Annotated in this window: 17 protein-coding genes; 8 read left to right on the top strand and 9 right to left on the bottom strand. The window is 69.1% G+C overall.

The window, feature by feature from the left end:
- Window positions 1-147 precede the first annotated feature (147 nt).
- A complete protein-coding gene (gene dop, locus ACZ60J_RS25065) occupies window positions 148-1,659 on the bottom strand; it encodes a depupylase/deamidase Dop (RefSeq protein ID WP_469685127.1) in 1,512 nt (503 codons plus the stop codon).
- A gap of 281 nt (window positions 1,660-1,940) precedes the next feature.
- The gene (arc, locus tag ACZ60J_RS25060) at window positions 1,941-3,707 is read right to left on the bottom strand and encodes a proteasome ATPase (RefSeq protein ID WP_469685125.1); all 1,767 of its coding nucleotides are present in this window, start codon (window positions 3,705-3,707) and stop codon (window positions 1,941-1,943) included.
- 264 nt (window positions 3,708-3,971) lie between these two features.
- Here arc and ACZ60J_RS25055 point away from each other — a divergent pair, with 264 nt between their 5' ends.
- Window positions 3,972-4,304: a ferredoxin gene (locus ACZ60J_RS25055; RefSeq protein WP_469685123.1), complete on the top strand. Its 333-nt coding sequence runs from the start codon at window positions 3,972-3,974 to the stop codon at window positions 4,302-4,304.
- Window positions 4,305-4,308: 4 nt separating this feature from the next.
- Here the strand turns inward: ACZ60J_RS25055 and ACZ60J_RS25050 are convergent, their stop codons facing one another.
- The 3 genes from ACZ60J_RS25050 to ACZ60J_RS25040 form a co-directional block, all read right to left on the bottom strand.
- Window positions 4,309-4,935 (bottom strand): hypothetical protein, encoded by a 627-nt coding sequence (locus ACZ60J_RS25050; RefSeq protein ID WP_469685121.1) that lies wholly within the window; start codon window positions 4,933-4,935, stop codon window positions 4,309-4,311.
- A gap of 243 nt (window positions 4,936-5,178) precedes the next feature.
- Window positions 5,179-6,111, bottom strand: a complete 933-nt coding sequence (locus ACZ60J_RS25045; protein ID WP_469685119.1) for a tRNA (adenine-N1)-methyltransferase — start codon at window positions 6,109-6,111, stop codon at window positions 5,179-5,181.
- 18 nt (window positions 6,112-6,129) lie between these two features.
- Window positions 6,130-7,329, bottom strand: coding sequence for a site-2 protease family protein (locus ACZ60J_RS25040; RefSeq protein WP_469685117.1), 1,200 nt, complete (start codon window positions 7,327-7,329; stop codon window positions 6,130-6,132).
- A 176-nt stretch (window positions 7,330-7,505) separates the two neighbouring features.
- On the opposite strand from ACZ60J_RS25040, the gene ACZ60J_RS25035 reads away from it, so the two are divergent.
- Both ACZ60J_RS25035 and ACZ60J_RS25030 read left to right on the top strand, forming a co-directional pair.
- Window positions 7,506-8,435, top strand: coding sequence for a RecB family exonuclease (locus ACZ60J_RS25035; RefSeq protein WP_469685115.1), 930 nt, complete (start codon window positions 7,506-7,508; stop codon window positions 8,433-8,435).
- Between the two features lie 76 nt (window positions 8,436-8,511).
- Window positions 8,512-9,186, top strand: coding sequence for a response regulator (locus tag ACZ60J_RS25030; RefSeq protein ID WP_469685113.1), 675 nt, complete (start codon window positions 8,512-8,514; stop codon window positions 9,184-9,186).
- Window positions 9,187-9,293: 107 nt separating this feature from the next.
- On the opposite strand, the gene ACZ60J_RS25025 is transcribed toward ACZ60J_RS25030, so the two are convergent.
- From ACZ60J_RS25025 to metH, 4 genes are all read right to left on the bottom strand, one after another.
- A complete protein-coding gene (locus ACZ60J_RS25025) occupies window positions 9,294-10,874 on the bottom strand; it encodes an ABC transporter substrate-binding protein (protein ID WP_469685111.1) in 1,581 nt (526 codons plus the stop codon).
- Between the two features lie 77 nt (window positions 10,875-10,951).
- Window positions 10,952-12,556 (bottom strand): ABC transporter substrate-binding protein, encoded by a 1,605-nt coding sequence (locus ACZ60J_RS25020; RefSeq protein WP_469685109.1) that lies wholly within the window; start codon window positions 12,554-12,556, stop codon window positions 10,952-10,954.
- 482 nt (window positions 12,557-13,038) lie between these two features.
- The gene (locus ACZ60J_RS25015; protein ID WP_469685107.1) at window positions 13,039-13,740 is read right to left on the bottom strand and encodes an HAD family hydrolase; all 702 of its coding nucleotides are present in this window, start codon (window positions 13,738-13,740) and stop codon (window positions 13,039-13,041) included.
- A gap of 163 nt (window positions 13,741-13,903) precedes the next feature.
- A complete protein-coding gene (metH, locus tag ACZ60J_RS25010; RefSeq protein ID WP_469685105.1) occupies window positions 13,904-17,413 on the bottom strand; it encodes a methionine synthase in 3,510 nt (1,169 codons plus the stop codon).
- Window positions 17,414-17,711: 298 nt separating this feature from the next.
- Here metH and ACZ60J_RS25005 point away from each other — a divergent pair, with 298 nt between their 5' ends.
- The 5 genes from ACZ60J_RS25005 (at window position 17,712) to ACZ60J_RS24985 (ending at window position 23,975) form a co-directional block, all read left to right on the top strand.
- A complete protein-coding gene (locus ACZ60J_RS25005; protein ID WP_469685103.1) occupies window positions 17,712-18,479 on the top strand; it encodes an IclR family transcriptional regulator in 768 nt (255 codons plus the stop codon).
- A gap of 329 nt (window positions 18,480-18,808) precedes the next feature.
- Window positions 18,809-19,591, top strand: a complete 783-nt coding sequence (locus ACZ60J_RS25000) for an MIP/aquaporin family protein (RefSeq protein ID WP_469685102.1) — start codon at window positions 18,809-18,811, stop codon at window positions 19,589-19,591.
- A gap of 78 nt (window positions 19,592-19,669) precedes the next feature.
- A complete protein-coding gene (glpK, locus tag ACZ60J_RS24995) occupies window positions 19,670-21,196 on the top strand; it encodes a glycerol kinase GlpK (protein ID WP_469685101.1) in 1,527 nt (508 codons plus the stop codon).
- A 44-nt stretch (window positions 21,197-21,240) separates the two neighbouring features.
- Window positions 21,241-22,848, top strand: coding sequence for a glycerol-3-phosphate dehydrogenase/oxidase (locus tag ACZ60J_RS24990; RefSeq protein WP_469685099.1), 1,608 nt, complete (start codon window positions 21,241-21,243; stop codon window positions 22,846-22,848).
- 128 nt (window positions 22,849-22,976) lie between these two features.
- A complete protein-coding gene (locus tag ACZ60J_RS24985) occupies window positions 22,977-23,975 on the top strand; it encodes a PAC2 family protein (RefSeq protein WP_469685097.1) in 999 nt (332 codons plus the stop codon).
- The last annotated feature ends 53 nt before the right edge of the window (window positions 23,976-24,028 follow it).

Raw genomic sequence — 24,028 nt, 5'->3', positions numbered from 1 at the left:
CGAATTCGGGATCCCTCAAGATCAGACTCTACGTCGGACCCTACAAGGAGGTCCCGACATCCGTCCCGGTACTTTCATAACGTCCGGGTGTCTTCATGATTCCCGGGCCGGAGGCCTTTCAGCCCCCGCCCGGGGGGCCGGCAAGGCCTACCGTCCCGACAGCACCCGCACCAGGTCCTCCGCCGTGCGGCAGCGGTCCAGGAGCTCCTTCACGTGGGCCCGGGTGCCCCGCAGGGGCTCCAGGGTCGGGACCCGCTGGAGGGAGTCGTGGCCCGGCAGGTCGAAGATCACCGAGTCCCACGAGGCCGCCGCCACGTCGTCCGCGTACTGCTCCAGGCACCGGCCCCGGAAATAGGCCCGGGTGTCCTCCGGAGGCTTGCTCTGCGCCCGGTCCACATCCGCCTCGTCCAGTAGCCGCTTCATCTTGCCGCGGGCCACCAGGCGGTTGTACAGCCCCTTCTCGGGCCGTACGTCCGCGTACTGGAGGTCCACCAGGTGGAGCCGGGCCGCGTCCCATTCGAGGCCGTCCCGGCGCCGGTAGCCCTCCAGGATCTCCCGCTTCGCGATCCAGTCGAGCTCCCCCGACAGGCTCATCGGGTCGGTCTCCAGCCGGCCCAGTACGTCCTCCCAGCGGGCCAGTACATCCTTGGTCTGCTCGTCCGCATCGGAGCCGAAACGCTCCTCCACGTACTTCCTGGCCAGCTCGCAGTACTCCATCTGGAGCTGTACGGCGGTCAGCGTCCGCCCGCTGCGCAGCGTGATGAGGTGCTGGAGGTCGGGGTCGTGGGAGACCTGGTGGAGGGTGCGTACGGGCTGGTCCACGGCGAGGTCGACGTTGATGTAGCCGTCTTCGATCATGGAGAGGACGAGCGCGGTGGTGCCGAGCTTGAGGTAGGTGGAGATCTCGGAGAGGTTGGCGTCGCCGATGATCACGTGGAGCCGGCGGTACTTCTCGGCGTCCGAGTGCGGCTCGTCCCTCGTGTTGATGATGGGGCGCTTGAGGGTGGTCTCCAGGCCGACCTCGACTTCGAAGTAGTCGGCGCGCTGGCTGATCTGGAAGCCGTGTTCGCGACCGTCCTGGCCGATGCCGACGCGGCCGGCGCCGGTGAAGACGAGGCGCGAGACGAAGAAGGGGGTGAGGTGGCGCACGATGTCCGAGAAGGGGGTTTCCCGCTTCATCAGGTAGTTCTCGTGCGTGCCGTAGGAGGCGCCCTTGTTGTCGGTGTTGTTCTTGTAGAGGTGGATGGGCTGGGCCCCGGGGAGCTGGGCGGCCCTGACGGCCGCTTCGGCCATGATCCGCTCGCCGGCCTTGTCCCAGAGGACGGCGTCGAGCGGGTTGGTGATCTCCGGGGAGCTGTATTCGGGGTGTGCGTGGTCGACGTAGAGGCGTGCGCCGTTGGTGAGGATGACGTTGGCGAGGCCGATGTCCTCGTCGGTGAGCTGGCTGTTGTCGGCGGCCTCGCGGGCGAGGTCGAAGCCGCGGGCGTCCCGCAGCGGGTTCTCTTCCTCGAAGTCCCAGCGGGCGCGTCGCGCCCGGTGCATCGCCGCCGCGTAGGCGTTGACGATCTGGGACGAGGTGAGCATGGCATTGGCGTTCGGGTGCCCCGGGACGGAGATCCCGTACTCCGTCTCGATCCCCATTACTCGCCGTACGGTCATGCGGCCCTCCTTGCCCGGCGGCGCTCCCGTTCGGGAGCGGCGCTCAAGTACCGCTGGTGCTCCGGTGCGTCGTGTGCGGTGCCCGTCCCCGCACTGCGCGACCTGCGGTATGGAAGAGCCTAGAACCACTCCGCGCTGGTGGGGAGATCATTTCAGTCATTGACTTTGCCCTGTCACCGGCTGAAAAGAGCTGGGAAGTGCTGAGAAGTGCTGGGAAGTGCTGTGGGTAAAGCAGTCGGCTGCGGGTGCCCTTGCCGGGCGCCCGCAGCCGGCCCGCTTTGTCAGAGGTACTGACCGGTGTTGGCCACCGTGTCGATGGAGCGTCCGGTGTCCGCGCCTTGCTTTCCGGTGACGAGGGTGCGGATGAATACGATCCGCTCTCCCTTCTTTCCGGAGATTCGGGCCCAGTCGTCGGGGTTGGTGGTGTTGGGCAGGTCTTCGTTCTCCTTGAACTCGTCCACGCAAGCCTGGAGGAGATGGGCGACGCGAAGGCCCTTCTGGTTGTGCTCGAGGAAGGCCTTGATGGCCATCTTCTTCGCACGGTCCACGATGTTCTGGATCATCGCGCCCGAGTTGAAGTCCTTGAAGTAGAGGACTTCCTTGTCGCCGTTGGCGTACGTGACCTCGAGGAAGCGGTTCTCCTCGGTTTCGGCGTACATCTGCTCGACGACGGTCTGGATCATGCTGTGGACGGTTTCCGCGGTGGATCCCTGGTGCTCGCCGAGGTCGTCGGTGTGCAGGGGCAGGGTGGCCTTGAGGTACTTCGCGAAGATGTCCTTGGCGGCCTCGGCGCCGGGGCGCTCGATCTTGATCTTCACGTCGAGCCGGCCGGGGCGCAGGATGGCCGGGTCGATCATGTCCTCGCGGTTGGAGGCGCCGATGACGATGACGTTCTCCAGGCCTTCCACGCCGTCGATCTCGGCGAGCAGCTGGGGGACGATGGTGTTCTCCACGTCCGAGCTGACTCCGGATCCGCGGGTGCGGAAGAGGGATTCCATCTCGTCGAAGAAGACGATGACGGGGGTGCCCTCGCTCGCCTTCTCCCTCGCACGCTGGAAGACGAGGCGGATGTGCCGCTCGGTCTCGCCGACGTACTTGTTGAGGAGTTCGGGGCCCTTGATGTTCAGGAAGTAGGACTTACCGGCGGCCTTGCCGGTCACCTCGGCGACCTTCTTGGCAAGGGAGTTGGCCACGGCCTTGGCGATGAGCGTTTTGCCACAGCCGGGAGGGCCGTAGAGCAGGATGCCCTTCGGGGGCCGCAGTTCGTGTTCCTTGAAGAGGTCGGGGTAGAGGTAGGGGAGCTCGACTGCGTCGCGGATCAGTTCGATCTGGTCGCCCAGGCCGCCGATCTTGTCGTAGTCGATGTCCGGGACCTCTTCGAGGACGAGGTCTTCGACCTCGCTCTTGGGGACGATCTCGTAGACGTAGCCGGAGCGGGGTTCGAGCAGCAGGGAGTCGCCGGGGCGGATGGTGACGTCCAGGAGCGGCTCGGCGAGCCTCACCACCCTTTCCTCGTCGGTGTGCCCTACCACCAGGGCGCGCTCGCCGTCCTCGAGGATTTCCTTGAGGGTGACGATGTCCCCGGCCCGTTCGAACTCCATGGCCTCGACCACGTTGAGGGCCTCGTTGAGCATGACCTCCTGGCCGCGCCGGAGGTCTTCCGGTTCGACGCTGGGGCTCACGTTCACGCGGAGCTTTCGGCCGCCGGTGAAGATGTCGACGGTTCCGTCTTCGTTCGACTGCAGGAAGACTCCGAAGCCGGCCGGCGGCTGTGCGAGCCGGTCGACTTCTTCTTTGAGGGCCACGATCTGGTCGCGGGCCTCACGCAGGGTGTTCGCCAGCCGCTCGTTCTGTGCGGAGACGCCTGCCAGGTTTGTCTGGAGCTCGACGATCCGCTCTTCGAGAATCCTCGTGTGTCGCGGAGAGTCGGCGAGCTTACGTCGCAGGACGGCGATTTCCTGCTCGAGATAGGCAACCTGGCCGGCGGGGTCCTCAGACCCTCGCCCGGGCCGGATGCCGCGGTTGATGTCGTCGTCGTGGGCTGCCACGGTCCTCACCTCCTCCAAGGGGAGCTGGACGCTTTCTGACCCTACCTGGGCTGGTGGTGATTGAAACCCCTAGATCACAAAGACGGTAGGGGTGTGTCCGATCTTCACCCTTGCGTACTCCCTCCCGTCAAGGAAATACCCACCCATCAACATCGGAAAGCAGCCGGTTGTAAGGTCGAACTGTTCAACACCCGTCAGAGCTCGTGCGACTTGCTGCGCGTTGTGACCGGGATGGATCACTCAGAGCAGGGAACGGCAGGAGATATGACCGTGCAGCAGGAGGCGGCCACCGGGCAGGAAGCGGGCGCCGGCGGCGTGGCCGGAGAGCCGCTCGAGGTCTGGATCGACCAGGACCTCTGCACTGGCGACGGCATCTGTGTGCAGTACGCACCGGAGGTGTTCGAGCTGGACATCGATGGTCTGGCGTACGTGAAGAGCCCGGCTGACGAGTTGCTCGTGGAGGCGGGGGCGACCACTCCGGTTCCGCTGGTGCTGCTGCAGGACGTGGTGGATTCCGCGAAGGAATGTCCCGGGGATTGCATCCACGTAAGGCGGGTTTCGGACAGGGTCGAGGTTTTCGGTCCGGACGCGGAGTGACGGTTCAAACACCTGTGGGGGTCGAGTTCGTAAGCTCCTGGCGGAATTTTCCGCCGGTCCAGCGCCACTTGGCGAGCTGCTTGGTGTCGGGGCTGTAGCGGGGCACTTCGGGCGAGGAGTACCCGAGGAGGGCGGCGGTGACGGCTCCGTCGCGGACGGTGAGGTCGGTCGCGGTCTGCTTGCGGCCGGCTTCGAGGAGTGTGGCGACGACGCGGGGGCTCGCGGGCTTCGCCGGGTCCCGGGCGAGGACGTAGATCGCGTGCGGCGGGGTGCCCGAGCCGGCGTCGCAGCGGACGGCCGCGACCGTTTCGGGGCGGCCGTCGCCGTCGAGGTCGCCTTCCGCGGTGGCCGTGACGGCTTGCGGGGCGCCCTTGCAGTCCAGGGGGTACGTGACGGCGTGCGCGTCGGGAGCGGCCTCTTCGGGGCCGTTGGCGGGGCTCGTGGGGCCCGCGGCGCTGGTTCCGCGTACGGGGCCCGCGGAGGCTCCGGTGGCGGGGTCGGGCTGCAGGAGTCCGGCGGCGGCCACTACGGCGGCCAGGGCCGAGGCGGTGGCCAGCCAGTGGACGGGCCGGGCCCGGTGGTGCGCCGGGGCGGGGGTGCTCTGCGCCGGCTCGGCGGGGCTGTGCGGCACGCGGGGTGTCTCCTGTGCGAAGGGTGACGGGGAGCCAGCATCGTGCCACACCTCACATCGGGGTGGAACGGGTGGGTCCGGGCCGGCCGGGGTGCTTGTGCGGGGCCGTCCCGCAGGACAACGAAAAGACGCTGTGGCGCAGTTCCCGGTTGTTCGGGGGGAACTGCGCCACAGCGTCTGTTTGTTGGTGGGGCGGGTCGGCCCGCCGGGTGGCGGGCCGGTCCTGGTCGTCAGCTGCGGTCGTCAGCCGCGGTCGGCGGCTTCGGCCGTGTCGGCGGTCTTGGCGGCGGACTGGCTGCCGGGGCCTTCGTAGTCCTCGCCGTAGGCGCCCTTGGAGGGGCGGCGGCGGCGCATGGGCGGCTCGACGCCGTCGGCGAGGCGCCGGGCGGTGACGAGGAAGCCGGTGTGGCCGATCATGCGGTGGTCCGGGCGGACGGCCAGGCCCTCGACGTGCCAGTTGCGGATCATCGATTCCCAGGGCTGCGGTTCGGCGTAGCAGCCGAATTCGCGGATGGATTCGACGGTGCGGGAGAGCTGGGTGGTGGTGGCCACGTAGCAGCAGAGGATGCCGCCGGGGACCAGCGCCTTGGAGACGGCCTCCAGGCACTCCCAGGGGGCGAGCATGTCGAGGATCACGCGGTCGACGTCCGTGTCGGACAGGTTGTCCTGGAGGTCGCCCACGGTCAGCTGCCACGCGGGGTGGGGGCCGCCGAAGTAGCGCTCGACGTTGGCCGTGGCGATCTCGGCGAAGTCGGGGCGGCGCTCGTAGCTGTGGAGCATGCCCTGGTCGCCGATGGCGCGCAGCAGGAAGCTGCTCAGGGAGCCGGAGCCCACGCCTGCTTCCACGACGCGGGCGCCGGGGAAGATGTCGGCGAAGGCCAGGATCTGGCCTGCGTCCTTGGGGTAGACCACGGCGGCACCGCGGGGCATGGACAGGACATAGTCGGGGAGCAGGGGACGCAGCGCGAGGTAGGCGACGTTGCCCGTGGTGCGGACAACGCTTCCCTCGGGGGAGCCGATCAGCTCGTCGTGCGGGAAGGAACCCTTGTGGGTGTGGAAATTCTTCCCGGCTTCGAGCGTGAACGTGTAGTGGCGGCCCTTGGGGTCGGTGAGCTGTACCTGGTCCCCGACCTCGAAGGGCCCGCGTCGGCGGGCGGCACCGGTCGGTTCGGACATGTGACCAGTGTATTGGCTTCAGGACTGGGGCCGTGCCATGGCCTTCACGAAGGCCTTCTCGACGTCGAGGGTGGAGAGGACGCCGTAGATGGCGCCGTCGGGCTGGAGGACGAGGTATTCGGTGGCGGGGGTGGTGCGGAGGTGGTCGAGGAGTTCTTCGCCGGTGAGGTCCGCTGAAACCTTCATGCCGTCGGTGAGGTCCTGGGCGAGGGTGCCGGCGGCGACCCAGGGGCGGCGGTGTTCGGGGACGGAGGCGATGGCGCTCTCGCGGACGATGCCGGTGGGGTCTCCGAGTCCGTCGACGATGACGAGGGCGCGGGCGCCGGCTTCGTTGGCGCGGCGGAGGGCTTCGGAGAGGGGGGTGGCGTTTTCCACGGGGATGGCGCGGCGGGTGAGTTTGCGGGCGTGGAGTTCCGGGAGGTGTTCGCGGAGGCGGGCGACGCGGAGGCTGTTGCCGGCGCCGGTCCAGATGATGGCGGCGAGGATGGCGGCGAGGAGGGCGTCCATGACGGTGTCCATGCCGCCGATGCCGCCGGTGCGGTTGCCGAGGGTCCCGGTGGAGTTCAGGAGGGGCAGGCCGAGGAGGACGGCGACGGCGAGGGCGCGGCCGACCCAGGCGGCGGCGATGGTGCCGGTCATGGGTTTGCCGGTGATGCCCCAGATGACGGCGCGGAGCATGCGGCCGCCGTCGAGGGGGAGGCCGGGGAGGAGGTTGAAGGCGGCGACGAGGAGGTTGGAGATCATGAGGCCGGCGAGGAGGACGCCGGGGACGCTGGCGGGTTCCACGGATTTCATGCCGAGGTAGAAGGCGCCGGCGAGGAGGAGGGAGAGGAGGGGGCCGACGAAGGCGAGGACGAATTCGCGGCCGGGGGTTTCGGATTCCTTCTCGATCTCGGAGACGCCGCCGAAGAACTGGAGCTGGATGCGGCGTACGGGGAGTTTGAAGCGGAGGGCGGCGATGGTGTGGGCGAGTTCGTGGACGAGGACCGAGGCGTAGAAGGCGACGGCGAAGAAGAGGGCCACGAGGTAGCGCAGGATGCCGAGGTCGGGGAGGATCCGGTCGAGCTGGTCGCCGAAGACCCAGGTGATGAGGGCGGCGACGAGGAACCAGCTGGGCGAGACGTAGACGGGTACGCCGAAGGGGCGGCCCATGAGGAGTCCGCCGCCCGGTCCTGAGCGCCGGCCCGCGCGCTCGCCGGTTTCGTCGGTGTCTGCCACGGTTGTCCTTCGTTCGCTGCTGTCCGGTGCGGTGGTGCGCCGGTGGTTCCGGTGTCTTTTTCCCGTGGTGCCGGGGTGCGCCGTTGCGCGGTGTGATGCTCCGATCATGCAGTGCGAGGGGGGTCGGCGTCGATGGTATGCGCGTGCTGTCGGTGGCGGGTCGTAGGGTTTTGTCTATGACGACGAGCCCCGGCAGCGGTCCGGACGATGCAGTGACCTCTCCGGTGCCCGGTGTGGTGCCCGGTTCGGTGCCCGGTGGTGTGCCCGCGCAGGCGGTGGCCGTGGCGCCTTCTTCGCTGTCGCCTTCGCGGGCGAGCGATTTCATGCGGTGTCCGTTGTTGTACCGGTTCCGTGTGATCGACAAGTTGCCGGAGAAGCCGAGTGCGGCGGCGACGCGGGGGACGTTGGTGCACGCGGTGCTGGAGCGGCTCTTCGATCATCCGGCGGCGGAGCGGACGGCGCCGCGGGCGAAGGCGCTGATTCCGGGGCAGTGGGACCGGCTGGTGGAGTCGAAGCCGGAGTTGCTGGAGCTGTTCCCGGGGGGTGACGAGGGGGCGGGGCTGGCGCGCTGGCTCGACGAGGCCGAGGCGTTGGTGGACCGGTGGTTCACGTTGGAGGACCCGACGCGGCTGGAGCCGGTGGAGCGGGAGTTCTTCGTGGAGACGGAGCTGGAGTCGGGGCTTCGGCTGCGCGGGATCATCGACCGGGTGGACGTGGCGCCGACGGGTGAGGTGCGGATCGTCGACTACAAGACGGGCAAGGCGCCGCGGCCGGAGTATGCGGAGGGTGCGCTGTTCCAGATGAAGTTCTACGCGCTGGTGGTGTGGCGGTTGAAGCGGGTGGTGCCGCGGCGGCTGCAGCTGGTGTATCTGGGCAGTGGGGACGTGCTGACGTACGACCCGGTGATCGAGGACCTGGAGCGGATGGAGCGCAAGCTGCTGGCGCTGTGGGAGGCGATCCGGGAGGCGACGGAGACGGGTGACTGGCGGCCGCGGCAGTCGAAGCTGTGCGGCTGGTGTGATCATCAGGCGGTGTGTCCGGAGTTCGGTGGTACTCCCCCGGTCTATCCGCTGGCGCTGCCGTCCGCCGGGCGGGGCGAGTCCTGATCTCGGGGGCAGGGCAGAATGGGCGGGGTTCCCCCGTTGGGGTCCGACCGATTCCGATGAACGCGAGGTAGACCCCGTGGCGATCCGCGTACTGCTGGTCGACGATCAGCCGCTGCTGCGCACCGGTTTCCGGATGATCCTGGAGGCCGAGGAGGACGTGGCGGTGGTCGGCGAGGCCGGGGACGGTCTGCAGGCGCTGGACCAGGTGCGGGCGTTGCAGCCCGATGTGGTGCTGATGGACATCCGGATGCCGCGGATGGACGGGGTGGAGGCGACGCGGCAGATCACGGGTCCGGGGCGGGACGGTCCGGCGAAGGTGCTGGTGCTGACGACGTTCGATCTGGACGAGTACGTGGTGGAGGCGCTGCGGGCGGGGGCCAGTGGGTTCCTGCTGAAGGATGCGCCGGCGGCGGAGCTGGTGCAGGCGATCCGGGTGGTGGCGGGTGGCGAGGCGATGCTGGCGCCGAGCATCACTCGGCGGTTGCTGGACAAGTACGCGGGGCATCTGCCGTCGGGTGAGGATGCCGTTCCGGACATGATCGCTTCGTTGACGGAGCGTGAGGTCGAGGTGTTGAAGCTGGTGGCCCGGGGGCTGTCGAATGCGGAGATCGCGGCGGATCTGTTCGTGAGCGAGACGACGGTGAAGACGCATGTGGGTCACGTGCTGACGAAGCTGGGTCTGCGTGACCGGGTGCAGGCGGCGGTGTACGCGTACGAGAGCGGTCTGGTGCGTCCGGGGGCCGGTCAGTAGGCGGCTCGGGTCGCTGCGGGCCGGCGGCCTCGGGCGTTTTTCGCAGGTACGGGTTCGGGCCCGCTTCCGCTGGTGCGGAGGCGGGCCCGTTGTCGTGCCGGTGGTGCTCAGCCCTTGCTGATCTCCCAGAAGCGGAAGACGGTGGAGGCGTCGAGGGACCACTGCAGGCCGGTCACGTTCTGTCGGGTGACGGCGTACTGCTTGCTCTGCCAGAGCGGGAGGAGCGGGATCTCGTCGGCGACGATGTCCTGGAGGCGGGCGTAGTCGCCGCTGGCGGTGGAGCGGTCGGACTTGGCGGAGGTCGACGGGATGATGGTCCCGGTGATCTCCTTGTTGTCGTAGTTGTTGTGCAGGACGTTGTCGGGGCCGAAGAAGGGCTGCGTGAAGTTGTCGGCGTCGGGGTAGTCGGGGACCCAGCCCTTGACGTAGACGCCGTACTTGCCGTCCTGGATGTCCTTCTCGTACTGCTCGAACTCGACCGATTTGACGTCGGCTTCGAAGAGGCCGCTGTCGTTGAGCTGCTTGGCGATGAGCTGGAATTCCTGGTCGGTCGAGGGGCCGTAGCGGCTGGGCGTCGAGTACAGGGTGATCTTGACCTTGTCCTTGATGCCGGCGGTGCGCAGGACGGCCTTGGCCTTCTCGGGCTGGGGGGTGCCGCCGTAGCGGTCGAAGAAGGCGGTGGTGTGGGAGGCGATGCCGGCCGGGACGATGGAGTAGAGCGGGGTGGCGGTGCCGTCGTAGACCTCTCGGACCAGGGCTTCGCGGTCGACGAGGTAGGCGATGGCCTTGCGGACGGGGAGCTTCCCGGCGACGGGGTCGGCCGTGTTGAAGACGAGGTGTTCGACTTCGGCGCCGGCGCCCTGGACGACCTCGACCTTCTGGTCTCCGGTCTGGGAGGCGAGGCCGGCGATGTCCTTGGCGGCGAGGCCGCGGAAGGCGAAGTCGACGTCTCCGCTTTCGAGGACCTTCCTGAGGGCGGCCTGGTCCTCGTTGAAGAACTTCATGGTGACGCCGTTGTTCTTCGGCTTGGCCTTGCCGCTGTAGCTGTCGTTGACGGAGAAGGAGGCGCTCTTGTCGTTGATGGAGTCCAGCTTGTAGACGCCGGAGCCGAAGGCCTTGCCGTCGGTGCGGAGCTTGTCGGCGGGGTACTGGGTGTGGTCGACGATGGAGCCGGCGCCGGAGGCGATCTTGCTGGGGAAGGTCGCGTCGGGGGCCTTGAGGTGGAAGACGACGGTCTTGTCGTCGGGGGTGTCGATGCTGCCGATCGACGCGAGCATGACGGCGGGGCCGTTCTCGTCGTTGATCTTGAGGGTGCGCTCGAAGGAGTACTTGACGTCCTTGGAGGTGAGGCTGTTGCCGTTGCTGAACTTCAGGCCGCCGCGCAGGGTGCAGGTGAAGGTCTTGCTCTCGCCGCCGACGAAGCCGCAGGACTGTGCGGCGTCGGGTTCGGGGTTGGTGCCGCCCTTGGGGAAGCTGAGCAGGGACTGGAAGACGTTGTTGAAGAGCAGCCAGGAGCCGGGGTCGTAGCCCGAGGCGGGGTCGGTGGCCTTCACCTTGTCGGATATGCCCATGACGACGCCCTTGCCGCTGCCGGCGTTGGAGCCGTCGGTCGCACCGCAACCGCTCAGCAGCGCGGCGGCGGTGGCCGCTCCGAGGGGGGCTGCCAACCACTGGTTCCGTGTCTTCACGCGAACATCCTTCTCAGTCTTACTGGCTCGTCTGGTTCTGGTGCCGGGAGGTGGCACCGGGGCCTGGCGGGCGGGTGTCAGCCGCTGACGCCGCGGCCGAGTTCCCACAGCTGGAGGTCGGAGATGGCGTTGACCGACCACTCCACTCCGGTGATCCCGTCGCGTGCGGCGACGTACTGCTTGCCCTGCCACAGGGGCAGGACGGGTACGTCCTCGGCGACGATGTCCTGCATCTCCGCGATCGCGGGTCCGGCGACGCCCCGGTCGACGGCGCGGCGCGATTCGGGGATGAGCTTGGTGCGCACCGTGGTGTTGGCGTACGGGGTGCCGAGGAAGTTGTCCTGCTCCAGGAAGGGGGCGAGGAAGTTGTCGGCGTCGGGGTAGTCGGGGAACCAGCCGAGGCCGTAGGCGGCGTAGTCGCCCTTCTTCTGGGCGGGCCTGAAGGCGGCCCAGTCGGCGCCCTGGACGGTGATGTCGAAGAGCTGGGTGGAGTTCAGCTGGGCCTTGAGGGCTTCGAACTCGGCCGCGGTGCCGTCGCCGTAGTGGTCGTTGGTGTAGTTGAGGGTCAGCTTGACGGGGGTTTTGATCCCGGCGGCCTTCAGCAGGTCGGCGGCCTTGGCGGTGTTGGCTTCGCCGTACTTGTTGAAGAAGGAGTTGACGTGGCCGCTCACGGTGGTGGGGACCAGTGAGTACAGGGGCTGCGCGGACTTGCCGTAGACCTTGGTGATGAGGGCGTTGCGGTCGACGGCCGCGGCGAGGGCCTGGCGTACGGCCTTGTCCTTGACTGCGGGGGCGTCGGTGTTGAAGCCGATGTAGCGGATCTCCAGGCCGGGCATGGGGACGAGCTTGATGCCCTTGGGGGGCTTGGCGGAGAGTTCGGTGATCTGGGCGGGCGACAGGGTGCGGGAGACCATGTGGACGGCGCCGCGCTCCAGGGCCTTGCCCATGGCGTCGGAGTCGTCGAAGGTTCGCAGTTCGGCCTTGTCGTTCTGGAGCTTGAGGTCGCCCTTGTAGTGCGGGTTCTTGGTGAAGACGGCGCGGACGAGGCGGTTGTCCTTGACTTCGGCCTTCATCGTGTAGGGGCCGGAGCCGTCGACGGTGAAGCCGGTGCGGAGCTTCTTGGCGTCGTACTTCTTGGCGCTGACGATGCCCGCGGCGGGGGTGGAGAGCTTCTGCGGGAAGGTGGCGTCGGCGGTCTTGAGGTGGAAGACGACGGTGTCGGTGCCCTTGGTCTCGACGGTGTCGACGGTGGAGAGCAGCGAGGAGGGGCCGTTCTCGTCCTTGATGGCGAGGACGCGTTCGATGGAGAACTTGACGTCCTGGGCGGTGAGGGGGCTGCCGTCGGCGAAGGTGAGGCCGGTGCGCAGGACGCAGCGGTAGCTTTCGTTGCCGGTGTCGGTGAAGCGGCAGTCGTGTGCTGCTTCGGGGACGGGCTGGCCGCCGCCTCGCGGGGTGTGCATCAGGGTCTGGACGGTCTGGCGGAGGATGTTCCAGGTGCCGGCGTCGTAGGCGTAGGCGGGGTCGAGCGGGGCGGGGGCGTAGTCGGCTGCCTCGAACCGGTCGGTGGTGCCGACGACGATCGTTCCGGATCCTGCTCCGGTCCCGCCGGTGCTGCCGCAGGCGGTCAGCGCGGGGGTGAGCAGTCCGGCGGCTGCCGTCAGCGCCATGGTCTTGCGGTTCATGCTGGAAGTACTCCCTCGACCCGGCACTTGTTCAAAGCTGGCGTGGAGGGCATCGCGGCGGTCGCCCGTTCTGGGCGGAACGATCGGGCCGGTGGTGTGACGATCGGTCCACGCGGTTCCGGATACAGGGGTGTGTGTCCGGGACGGCTGAGGTGCGGCGCAGTGCCCGGATCGACATTAGTGGCCTGCGGAGGGGTGGCTTGAACCGTGTGGCGCGGGGGTGTTGTCGCTCTGTTGCGGGAGTTGACCGGGGGGTGTGCGCGGGGTGGTGCGCAGATTCGGTCAGGTGCTGATCAATGGGGACACAAGGGGTGGTGTGGGAGGGCGCGCAGTGGTGCGAAGGGGGCTTTGCGGGTGACAAAGGTCACCTGGGACAACTCCCCCGGCCGGGATGGAATTTCGGCCTCCGGGGAAATGCGCGGGAGCCCCGCTCCCGGGACCTTGGTCCTGGGGGCGGGGCTCCCGGTACGGAGCGTGCGCGGTCAGTTCAGCGGAGTGATGAGGGAGCGCAGGAAGGGCAGGTCGACGTCTTCGAGGGAGCCGACGACGGTGCGGCCGGGGGCGGGTGCGATGTGCCCCACGGAGGGGATGGCGACGACCCGGCATCCGGCGGCTTCGGCGGCGGCGACGCCGGTGGCGGTGTCCTCGATGACGGCGCAGCGGGAGGGGTGGGCGCCGAGGGTGCGGGCGGCGAGGAGGTAGGGGTCGGGGTGGGGCTTGGTGCGGGCGACCTCGTCGCCGGCGACGGTCAGGGTGAAGCGGTCGCGGCCCAGGGTGAGCAGGACCCGGTCGATGACGCGGCGGTGGGAGGCGGAGACCAGGGCGGTGGGCACGTTGTGGCGGGCGAGTTCGGCGAGGAGGCGTTCGGCGCCGGGCATGAGGGGGACGCGGTCGGCGATGCGGGCTTCGAAGCGCTCGTTGAGCAGGACGCTGAGCTCCGCGAGGCCGATCTGTGCGCCGGTGGATTCGATGAGGAATCCGGCGCTGCGGGTCATGGGGCCGCCGACGACGATGTCGCGCCAGGATTCGTCGAGGCGGTGGCCGAGTTCGCCGAAGACGTCGACTTCGATGTCCCACCAGAAGCCCTCGGTGTCGACGAGGGTGCCGTCCATGTCGAGCAGCACCGCCTGCAGGGCGTGTCCGTCGGCCGTACGGGCGACGGGGGCGGGGACTGTGCTCGTCATGCGCGCACCTTTCGACAGGTCCTCGGGGGACGACAAGGCCGGTCACCTCACCTCCGGGGGCGTGCCCGGGGGAACAGGTGACCGGCCTGTATGGGACCGACTAGTGTACGCCGGTCCGTCTCGATGTGCGCTGAATTACGTCTCGGTGTGCTTTCGGGACGTCTCAGCGTGCGTTGAAGTACTTCGCTTCGGGGTGGTGGATGACGATGGCGTCGGTGGACTGCTCGGGGTGGAGCTGGAACTCCTCGGAGAGGTGGACGCCGATGCGCTCGGGCTGGAGGAGGTCGGCGATCTTGGCGCGGTCCTCCAGGTCGGGGCAGGCGCCGTAGCCGAGGGAGAAGCGGGCTCCGCGGTACTTCAGGTCGAACATGTCCTCGACCTTGGCGGGGTCCTCGCCGCCGAATCCGAGTTCGGCGCGGACGCGGGCGTGCCAGTACTCGGCCATGGCTTCGGCGAGCTGGACGGAGAGGCCGTGGAGCTCCAGGTAGTCGCGGTAGGAGTCGGATTCGAACAGCTTGGCCGTGGCTTCGCCGATCTTGGAGCCGACGGTGACGACCTGGAGGCCGACGACGTCGGTCTCGCCGGATTCCTCGGGGCGGAAGAAGTCGGCGAGGCACAGGCGGCGGCCGCGGCGCTGGCGCGGGAAGGTGAAGCGGGTCCGCTCGTTGCCGGCGTCGTCGAGGATGATCAGGTCCTCGCCCTTGGAGACGCAGGGGAAGTAGCCGTAGACGACGGCGGCTTCGAGGAGGTTCTCCGTGTGCAGCTTGTCGAGGAGGCCGCGCAGGCGGGGGCGTCCTTCGCTCTCGACGAGTTCCTCGTAGGTGGCTCCGCCGGCGCGGGCCTGCTTGAGGCCCCACTGGCCCTTGAAGAGGGCGCCTTCGTCGAGCCAGGAGGCGTAGTCCTTGAGCGGGATGCCCTTGACGACGCGGGTGCCCCAGAACGGCGGGGTGGGGACGGGGTTGTCGGTGGAGGTGTCGGAGCGGCCGCCGGGCTCTTCGGTCTCCTCGACGAGGGCCGGGGTGGCGCGCTTGGCGACGCGGCGCTGCTTGAGTTCGGGGAGGGTGGCGCCGGGGACTCCGCGCTTGACGGCGATGAGGGCGTCCATGAGGCGCAGGCCTTCGAAGGCGTCGCGGGCGTAGCGGACCTCGCCCTCGTAGATCTCGTGGAGGTCCTGTTCGACGTAGGCGCGGGTGAGGGCGGCGCCGCCGAGGATGACCGGGTAGTCGGCTGCCAGCTTGCGCTGGTTGAGCTCTTCCAGGTTCTCCTTCATGATCACGGTGGACTTGACCAGCAGGCCGGACATGCCGATGACGTCGGCCTTGTGTTCCTGGGCGGCTTCCAGGATCGCGGAGACCGGCTGCTTGATGCCGATGTTGACGACGTTGTAGCCGTTGTTGGTGAGGATGATGTCGACGAGGTTCTTGCCGATGTCGTGGACGTCGCCGCGGACGGTGGCGAGGACGATGGTGCCCTTGCCCTCGTCGTCGCTCTTCTCCATGTGGGGTTCCAGGTGCGCCACGGCGGTCTTCATGACCTCGGCGGACTGGAGGACGAAGGGCAGCTGCATCTGGCCGGAGCCGAACAGCTCGCCGACGACCTTCATGCCCTCCAGGAGGGTGTCGTTGACGATGTCGAGGGCGGGGCGGGTCTGGAGGGCCTCGTCGAGGTCGGCGTCCAGGCCGTTCTTCTCGCCGTCGATGATGCGGCGCCGCAGGCGCTCTTCCAGCGGCAGGGCGAGGAGTTCCTCCGCGCGGCCGGCCTTCATGGACTTGGTGTTGACGCCCTCGAAGAGGGCCATCAGCTTCTGCAGCGGGTCGTAGTCGCCGTCGCGGCGGTCGTAGATCAGGTCGAGGGCGGTGGTGACCTGTTCCTCGTCGAATCGGGCGATCGGCAGGATCTTGGAGGCGTGCACGATCGCGGAGTCGAGGCCGGCCTTGACGCACTCGTCGAGGAAGACGGAGTTCAGCAGGACGCGGGCGGCCGGGTTGAGGCCGAAGGAGATGTTGGAGAGGCCGAGCGTGGTCTGGACGTCGGGGTGGCGGCGCTTGAGCTCGCGGATCGACTCGATCGTGGCGATGCCGTCCTTGCGGGACTCCTCCTGGCCCGTGCAGATGGTGAAGGTCAGGGTGTCGATGAGGATGTCCGACTCACGGATCCCCCAGTTCCCGGTGAGGTCCTCGATGAGCCGTTCGGCGATGGCGACCTTGTGCTCGACGGTGCGGGCCTGGCCCTCCTCGTCGATGGTCAGCGCGATCAGTGCGGCGCCGTGCTCCTGGGCGAGGCGGGTGACCTTCGCGAAGCGGGACTCCGGGCCGTCGCCGTCCTCGTAGTTCACCGAGTTGATGACGGCGCGGCCGCCGAGCTTCTCCAGACCGGCCTGCAGGACGGGGACCTCGGTGGAGTCCAGCACGATGGGCAGGGTGGAGGCGGTCGCGAAGCGTCCGGCGAGCTCCTGCATGTCGGCGACGCCGTCGCGGCCGACGTAGTCCACGCAGAGGTCGAGCATGTGCGCGCCCTCGCGGATCTGGTCGCGGACCATTTCCACGCAGTCGTCCCAGCGGGCTTCGAGCATGGCCTCGCGGAACTTCTTGGAGCCGTTGGCGTTGGTGCGCTCGCCGATGGCCATGTACGAGATGTCCTGGCGGAACGGGACCGTCTGGTAGAGCGAGGAGGCGCCGGGCTCGGGGCTGGGCTCGCGGACGGCCGGGTTCAGGCCGCGGACGCGCTCCACGACCTGGCGCAGGTGTTCGGGGGTGGTGCCGCAGCAGCCGCCGACGAGGGAGAGGCCGTACTCGCGGACGAAGGTCTCCTGGGCGTCGGCGAGCTCGGCGGCGGACAGCGGGTAGTGCGCGCCGTTCTTGCCGAGGACGGGCAGGCCGGCGTTGGGCATGCAGGAGAGCGGGATGCGGGAGTTGCGCGCGAGGTAGCGCAGGTGCTCGCTCATCTCGGCGGGGCCGGTGGCGCAGTTCAGGCCGATCATGTCGATGCCCAGGGGCTCCAGCGCGGTGAGCGCGGCGCCGATCTCCGAGCCGAGGAGCATCGTGCCGGTGGTCTCCACGGTCACGGAGCAGATCAGCGGGACGGAGACGCCGAGGGCCTCCATGGCGCGGCGGGCGCCGACGATGGAGGACTTCGTCTGCAGCAGGTCCTGGGTGGTCTCCACGAGGAGCGCGTCGGCACCGCCGGTGATCAGGCCCTCGGCGTTGATCTGGTAGGCGTCGCGGATGGTTCCGTAGTCGATGTGGCCCAGGGTGGGCAGCTTGGTGCCGGGGCCCATGGAGCCGAGGACCCAGCGCTGCTGCCCGGTGGAGGCGGTGAACTCGTCGGCGATCTCGCGGGCGATGCGGGCGCCGGCCACCGACAGCTCGTGGTTGCGCTCGGCGATGTCGTACTCGGCGAGGGCGGCGTAGTTGGTGCCGAAGGTGTTGGTCTCGACGCAGTCGACGCCGGCCTCGAAGTACTCACGGTGCACGTTGGCCACGATGTCGGGGCGGGTGACGTTGAGGACCTCGTTGCAGCCTTCGAGCTGCTGGAAGTCGTCCAGGGTGGGGTCCTGGGCCTGGAGCATGGTTCCCATGGCTCCGTCGGCGACGACCACGCGGGTCTTCAGTGCCTGACGGAGGGCATCGGCCCGGGTCTGGGTGTCAGCGGGCGGGTTCGGCAACGAGGCCATGGTTGAGCTCCCTGGGATGCGACGGCTGTCGGCTTTGCACCCCCTCTGTGTCAAGGGTGCACGCGGCCAGGGTAACGGTGCACATCCCGCCCCGGTGAGGGCGTCCCACGTGGCGGACTGCATTCTGTGCGCGGGGGACGGCGACTTTCGGCCGGGCCCTGCTGGACGACGGCCGGGACGGCACCTTGGACGACGCCTGGGACGACGCGCCCTCGGGGTGTCGCCCTCGTCATGCAGGAAGTCGGCATCGACCGATAGTGTTCAGCATTGTCGAACTACGTCAGCAGGAGGCTGCGCGATGGCACGGAACATCCAGTCGCTCGAACGAGCCGCTGCGATGCTGCGGCTCCTGGCGGGCGGCGAGCGCCGGCTGGGGCTCTCGGACGTGGCCTCCGCCCTGGGCCTGGCCAAGGGCACGGCGCACGGGATCCTGCGCACGCTGCAGGCCGAGGGCTTCGTGGAGCAGGACGCGGCCTCGGGCCGCTACCAGCTCGGTGCGGAGCTGCTGCGCCTGGGCAACAGCTATCTGGACGTCCACGAGCTGCGGGCGCGCGCCCTGGTGTGGACGGACGACCTGGCCCGCGCGAGCGGGGAGAGCGTGTACGTGGGGGTCCTGCACCAGAGCGGGGTGCTGATCATGCACCACGTGTTCCGCCCCGACGACAGCCGTCAGGTGCTGGAGGTGGGGGCCATGCAGCCGCTGCACTCCACGGCCCTGGGCAAGGTGCTGTCCGCGTACGACCCGGTGGCGCACACGCAGGCGCTGGAGGTGGAGCGGGAGGCGTTCACGCCCCGTACGGTCACCGACGGCGGCGCCTTCGAGGAGGTGCTGGCGCTGATCCGGGCCCGCGGCTGGGCGGGCGACGTGGAGGAGACCTGGGAGGGGATCGCCTCGGTGGCGGCCCCCATCCACGACCGCCGCAGGATGCCGGTGGGCGCGGTGGCCGTCGCGGGCGCGGTGGAACGCGTGTGCGGGGAGTCCGGGGAGCCGCGGGCGTCCCTGGTGGCCTCCGTACGGGACTGCGCGCGGTCGGTTTCGCGCGATCTCGGGGCGGGCCGCTTCTGACACCCGCCTGACCCGGACGGCTCGTTCCTGACCACCCAATGGCCACGCCAAGTGGCAATTGGGTGGTTTTTGGCGTTTTATGATCATCCGATGGCCTAATTTAGGCGATCCTACTGTCTGGTAACGATCCGGTTCTTTGCCTGGTCAACCCTTGACGCCCGCTTCACCCGGGCGGAAAACTGCCGTTCATCGGTCGGCATTGCCGAACACCTAACGGCAATAGGCGTTAGGGTGTGGCGAGGCAACGACCGGTGCAGCACTCACCGAGTGCGTGGGCCACCGGAGGGACCCGGTGGTTCACCGCCCCCTGAACGACAAAGGAGTCGCGGGTGTCCAGCTCCGACATCTTCATCGGCGAGACCATCGGTACCGCCCTGCTCACCCTGCTCGGTGGCGGCGTGTGCGCCGCCCTGACGCTCAAGAGCTCCAAGGCGCGGGGCGCCGGCTGGCTCGCGATCACCTTCGGCTGGGGTTTCGCGGTACTGATCGCCGCATACGTCTCGGCGCCGCTCTCCGGTGCGCACCTCAACCCGGCGGTCACCGTCGGCATCGCGATCAAGGACGGCGCCTGGGGCGACGTCCCGGTCTACTTCGCCGGCCAGCTGCTCGGCGCCATGATCGGTTCGGTCCTGATGTGGCTCGCCTACTACGGCCAGTTCCGGGCGCACCTGTCCGACCCGGAGCACATCCGTGACGCCAAGCTCGGCCCCGAGGACCCGCACCCGCACGACGTGGCCGGCCCGGTGCTCGGCATCTTCTCCACGGGCCCCGAGATCCGCAACGTCGTCCAGAACCTCACCACCGAGATCATCGGCACCGCCGTCCTGGTCCTGGCCATCCTGACCCAGGGCCTCCAGGACAACGGCAAGGGCCTCGGCGTGATCGGCGTCCTGATCACCTCGTTCGTCGTCGTCGGCATCGGCCTCTCGCTGGGCGGCCCGACCGGTTACGCGATCAACCCGGTCCGCGACCTCGGCCCGCGCATCGTCCACGCCCTGCTGCCGCTCCCCAACAAGGGCGGCTCCGACTGGGGCTACTCCTGGATCCCGGTCCTCGGCCCGCTGGCCGGCGCCGCACTCGCCGGCGGTCTGTACAACATCGCGTTCGCCTGATCAGCAATCGGCACCACGGCACCACCCGCACCGCCATTCTGATTCCGCCTACTTCGACACTTGCCAGGAGCAGCCACCATGACCAGCAGCACCGGCCCCTTCATCGCCGCGATCGACCAGGGCACCACCTCCTCCCGCTGCATCGTCTTCGACCGTGACGGGCGCATCGTCTCGGTCGACCAGAAGGAGCACGCGCAGATCCTCCCGCAGCCGGGCTGGGTCGAGCACGACGCCGCCGAGATCTGGACCAACGTCCAGGAGGTCGTCGCCGGGGCCCTCGCCAAGGGCGAGATCGACCCGGCCGACGTCAAGGCCGTCGGCATCACCAACCAGCGCGAGACCACCGTCCTGTGGGACCGCCACACCGGCGAGCCGGTGCACAACGCGCTGGTCTGGCAGGACACCCGCACCGACGCCCTGTGCAAGGAGCTCGGCCGCAACGTCGGCCAGGACCGCTTCCGCCGCGAGACCGGCCTGCCGCTGGCCAGCTACTTCGCCGGCCCGAAGATCCGCTGGCTGCTCGACAACGTCGAGGGCCTGCGCGAGCGCGCCGAGGCCGGGGACATCCTCTTCGGCACGATGGACTCCTGGGTCATCTGGAACCTGACCGGCGGCGCCCAGGGCGGCGTGCACGTCACCGACGTCACCAACGCCTCGCGCACCATGCTGTTCAACCTGCACACCCTGTCGTGGGACGAGCGCATCGCGGAGTCCATGGAGGTGCCGATGGGCGTCCTCCCGGAGATCAAGTCCTCCGCCGAGGTGTACGGCCACGTCAAGGACGGCGTCCTCGCCGGCGTCCCGGTCGCCTCGGCGCTCGGCGACCAGCAGGCCGCGCTGTTCGGCCAGACCTGTTTCGCCGAGGGCGAGGCGAAGTCCACGTACGGCACCGGAACGTTCATGCTGATGAACACCGGCGACAAGATCATCAACTCCTACAGCGGCCTGCTGACCACGGTCGGCTACCAGATCGGCGACCAGAAGCCGGTCTACGCCCTGGAGGGCTCCATCGCCGTCACCGGCTCGCTCGTCCAGTGGATGCGCGACCAGATGGGCATGATCAAGACCGCGGCCGAGATCGAGACGCTGGCCTCCTCCGTCGAGGACAACGGCGGCGCCTACTTCGTGCCCGCCTTCTCCGGCCTGTTCGCCCCGTACTGGCGCTCCGACGCCCGCGGTGTGATCGCCGGCCTCACCCGGTACGTCACCAAGGCGCACATCGCCCGTGCCGTCCTGGAGGCCACCGCCTGGCAGACCCGCGAGATCACCGACGCCATGACCAAGGACTCGGGCGTCGAGCTCGCCGCCCTGAAGGTCGACGGCGGCATGACCTCCAACAACCTGCTGATGCAGACCCTCTCCGACTTCGTGGACGCCCCCGTGGTGCGCCCGATGGTCGCCGAGACCACCTGCCTCGGCGCCGCCTACGCCGCCGGCCTGGCCGTCGGCTTCTGGCCCGACACCGACGCCCTGCGCGCCAACTGGCGCCGCGCGGCCGAGTGGACCCCGCGGATGCCCGCCGAGCAGCGGGAGCGCGAGTACAAGAGCTGGCTCAAGGCCGTCGAGCGGTCCATGGGCTGGGTCGACGACGAAGACGCCAGCTGACCGCACGGCCGGCGCAATCGACGAGTAAGTAGGAGTCACGAGATATGAGCACCCTGCAGAGCGTCCCCACGCTGGGTACGCACCCGACCGCCGGTTCGAACGCGAGCCGTGCCGAGACCCGTGAGCAGCTGGCGAAGGCCACGTACGACCTGCTGGTCATCGGTGGTGGAATCCTGGGCACCTCCGTGGCCTGGCACGCCGCGCAGTCGGGGCTGCGGGTGGCCATGGTGGACGCCGGCGACTTCGCCGGCGCCACCTCCTCGGCCTCCTCCAAGCTCGTCCACGGCGGCCTGCGCTACCTGCAGACCGGTTCGGTCAAGCTGGTCGCCGAGAACCACCACGAGCGCCGGGTGCTGGCCAAGGACGTGGCCCCGCACCTGGTCAACCCGCTCACCTTCTACCTCCCGGTCTACAAGGGCGGTCCGGTGGGTGCGGCGAAGCTGGGCGCGGGCGTGTTCGCGTACTCGGCGCTGTCGGCCTTCGGCGACGGCATGGGCAAGATCATCTCTCCGGCCCGTGCCGCCGCCGACAACCCGGGCCTGAAGACGGACGACCTCAAGGCCGTCGCGGTCTACTACGACCACCAGATGAACGATTCGCGCGTCGCCGTGATGACGGTCCGCGCGGCCGTCGAGTCGGGCGCGGTCGTCCTGAACCACGCCGAGGTCACGGGCTTGCGCATGACGCGCGGCCGGGTCTCGGGCGCCGAGCTCAAGGACCGCCTGGACGGCACCGAGTTCGGTGTGGACGCCCGGGTCGTGCTGAACGCCACCGGCCCGTGGGTGGACCACCTGCGGCGCATGGAGGACAAGCACTCGATGCCGTCCATCCGCCTTTCCAAGGGCGCGCACATCGTGATGAAGCGCAAGTCGCCGTGGAAGGCCGCCATGGCCACCCCGATCGACAAGTACCGCATCACCTTCGCCCTGCCGTGGGAGGACCAGCTGCTCCTGGGCACCACGGACGAGGTGTACGAGGGCGACCCGGCGGACGTGCGCGCCACCGAGGCCGACATCCAGCAGATCCTGGACGAGGCGGCCTTCTCGGTGAAGGACGCGGATCTGGACCGCTCCCTGATGACGTACGCCTTCGCGGGCCTGCGGGTGCTGCCCGGCGGCCCCGGCGGGGTGGAGAAGGCCAAGCGCGAGACGGTCGTCTCCGAGGGCGCGGGCGGCATGCTGTCGGTGGCCGGCGGCAAGTGGACCACCTACCGGCACATCGGCCGCGTGGTCATGGAGAAGCTGGCCAAGCTGCCGGGCAGCCCGCTGACCGAGGACATGGAGCCGGTGAAGTCGCTCGTACGCCGGATCGCGCTGCCCGGTGTCGCCAACCCGAACGCGGTGGCGCACCGGCTGCTCGTGGACCGTGAGCCGGGCTCCCGGATGGACCCGCTGACCGCGCGCCACCTGGCCTCGCACTACGGTTCGCTGGCCTTCGACATCGCGCGCCTGGCGAACGAGGACCCGGCGCTGGCCGAGCGGATCCACCCGGACGGGCCGGAGATCTGGGCGCAGGTCGCCTACGCCCGGGACAACGAGTGGGCCGAGACGGCGGACGACGTGCTGCGCCGCCGTACGACGGTGACGGTCCGGGGTCTGGACAGCGCCGAAGTGCGCGGCCGGGTCGAGGAGATGCTGGCCGACAAGGCATAAGCGGTGGCGTGAGTGGGCAGAGGGGCGGTTCCAGGGGGGAACCGCCCCTCTGTCGTGGGCTGTGGCCGGTGCCTCATCAAGGCTTAGGCTGGCCCACGTACACAAGGGAACTTCGGAAGGAGACCTGGGTGATCGAGCTTGAGGGCGTGCCCGAGCTGATCGACCCGGTCATGGTGGCCGCGTTCGAGGGCTGGAACGACGCGGGTGACGCGGCCTCCGGTGCGGTCGCACACCTGGACCGGGAGTGGAAGGGCGAGGTCTTCGCGGCTCTGGACGCCGAGGACTACTACGACTTCCAGGTCAACCGGCCGACGGTGTGGCTGGACAACGGGGTACGCAAGATCACGTGGCCGACGACCCGGCTGTCGGTGGTCCGGATCGGCGGGACCAAACCGCGCGACCTGGTGCTGGTGCGGGGCATCGAACCGTCCATGCGGTGGCGTTCGTTCTGCAACGAGATCCTGGGCTTCGCCCACGAGCTGGGCGTGGAGATGGTCGTCATCCTGGGGGCGCTGCTGGGCGACACCCCGCACACCCGCCCGGTGCCGGTCAGCGGGGTGACCTCGGACGCGGATCTGGCGCGGACGATGGACCTGGAGGAGACCAAGTACGAGGGCCCGACGGGGATCGTGGGCATCCTGCAGGAGGCCTGCACCCACGCCGGGGTGCCGGCGGTGTCCCTGTGGGCGGCGGTGCCGCACTACGTGTCGCAGCCGCCGAACCCGAAGGCGACGCTGGCGCTGCTGAACCGGCTGGAGGACCTGATCGACATCCGGATCCCGCTGGGCGAACTCCCCGAGGACGCGCGGGCGTGGCAGCTGGGCGTGGACCAACTGGCCGCCGAGGACAGCGAGGTGGCGGAGTACGTCCAGACGCTGGAGGAGGCGCGGGACACCGCGGACCTGCCCGAGGCGTCCGGGGACGCGATCGCCCGCGAGTTCGAGCGGTACTTGCGGCGGCGGGATCCGTCCGGCGCGGAGCCGGGGGACGGGTCGTACCTGCGGGACACCTCCGGCGGGCTGACACGGCCGCCGAAGCGGAAGCCGGAGCCGTCCGGTTCCGGGGACGAGCCCCCGGCCCCTCCGGCAGCCTCGCCGGACGAGGAGGGAACGCCTCCGGAGGCGTAGCCGTACGACGAGGGCGGGGCGGGGGATCTTCTCCCCGCCCCGCCCTTTCGCCA

The sequence above is a fragment of the Streptomyces sp. NPDC104226 genome (assembly GCF_055584085.1).
Note: the sequence above shows the minus strand (reverse complement) of the source record. Positions and strands in the feature narration are given on the sequence as shown.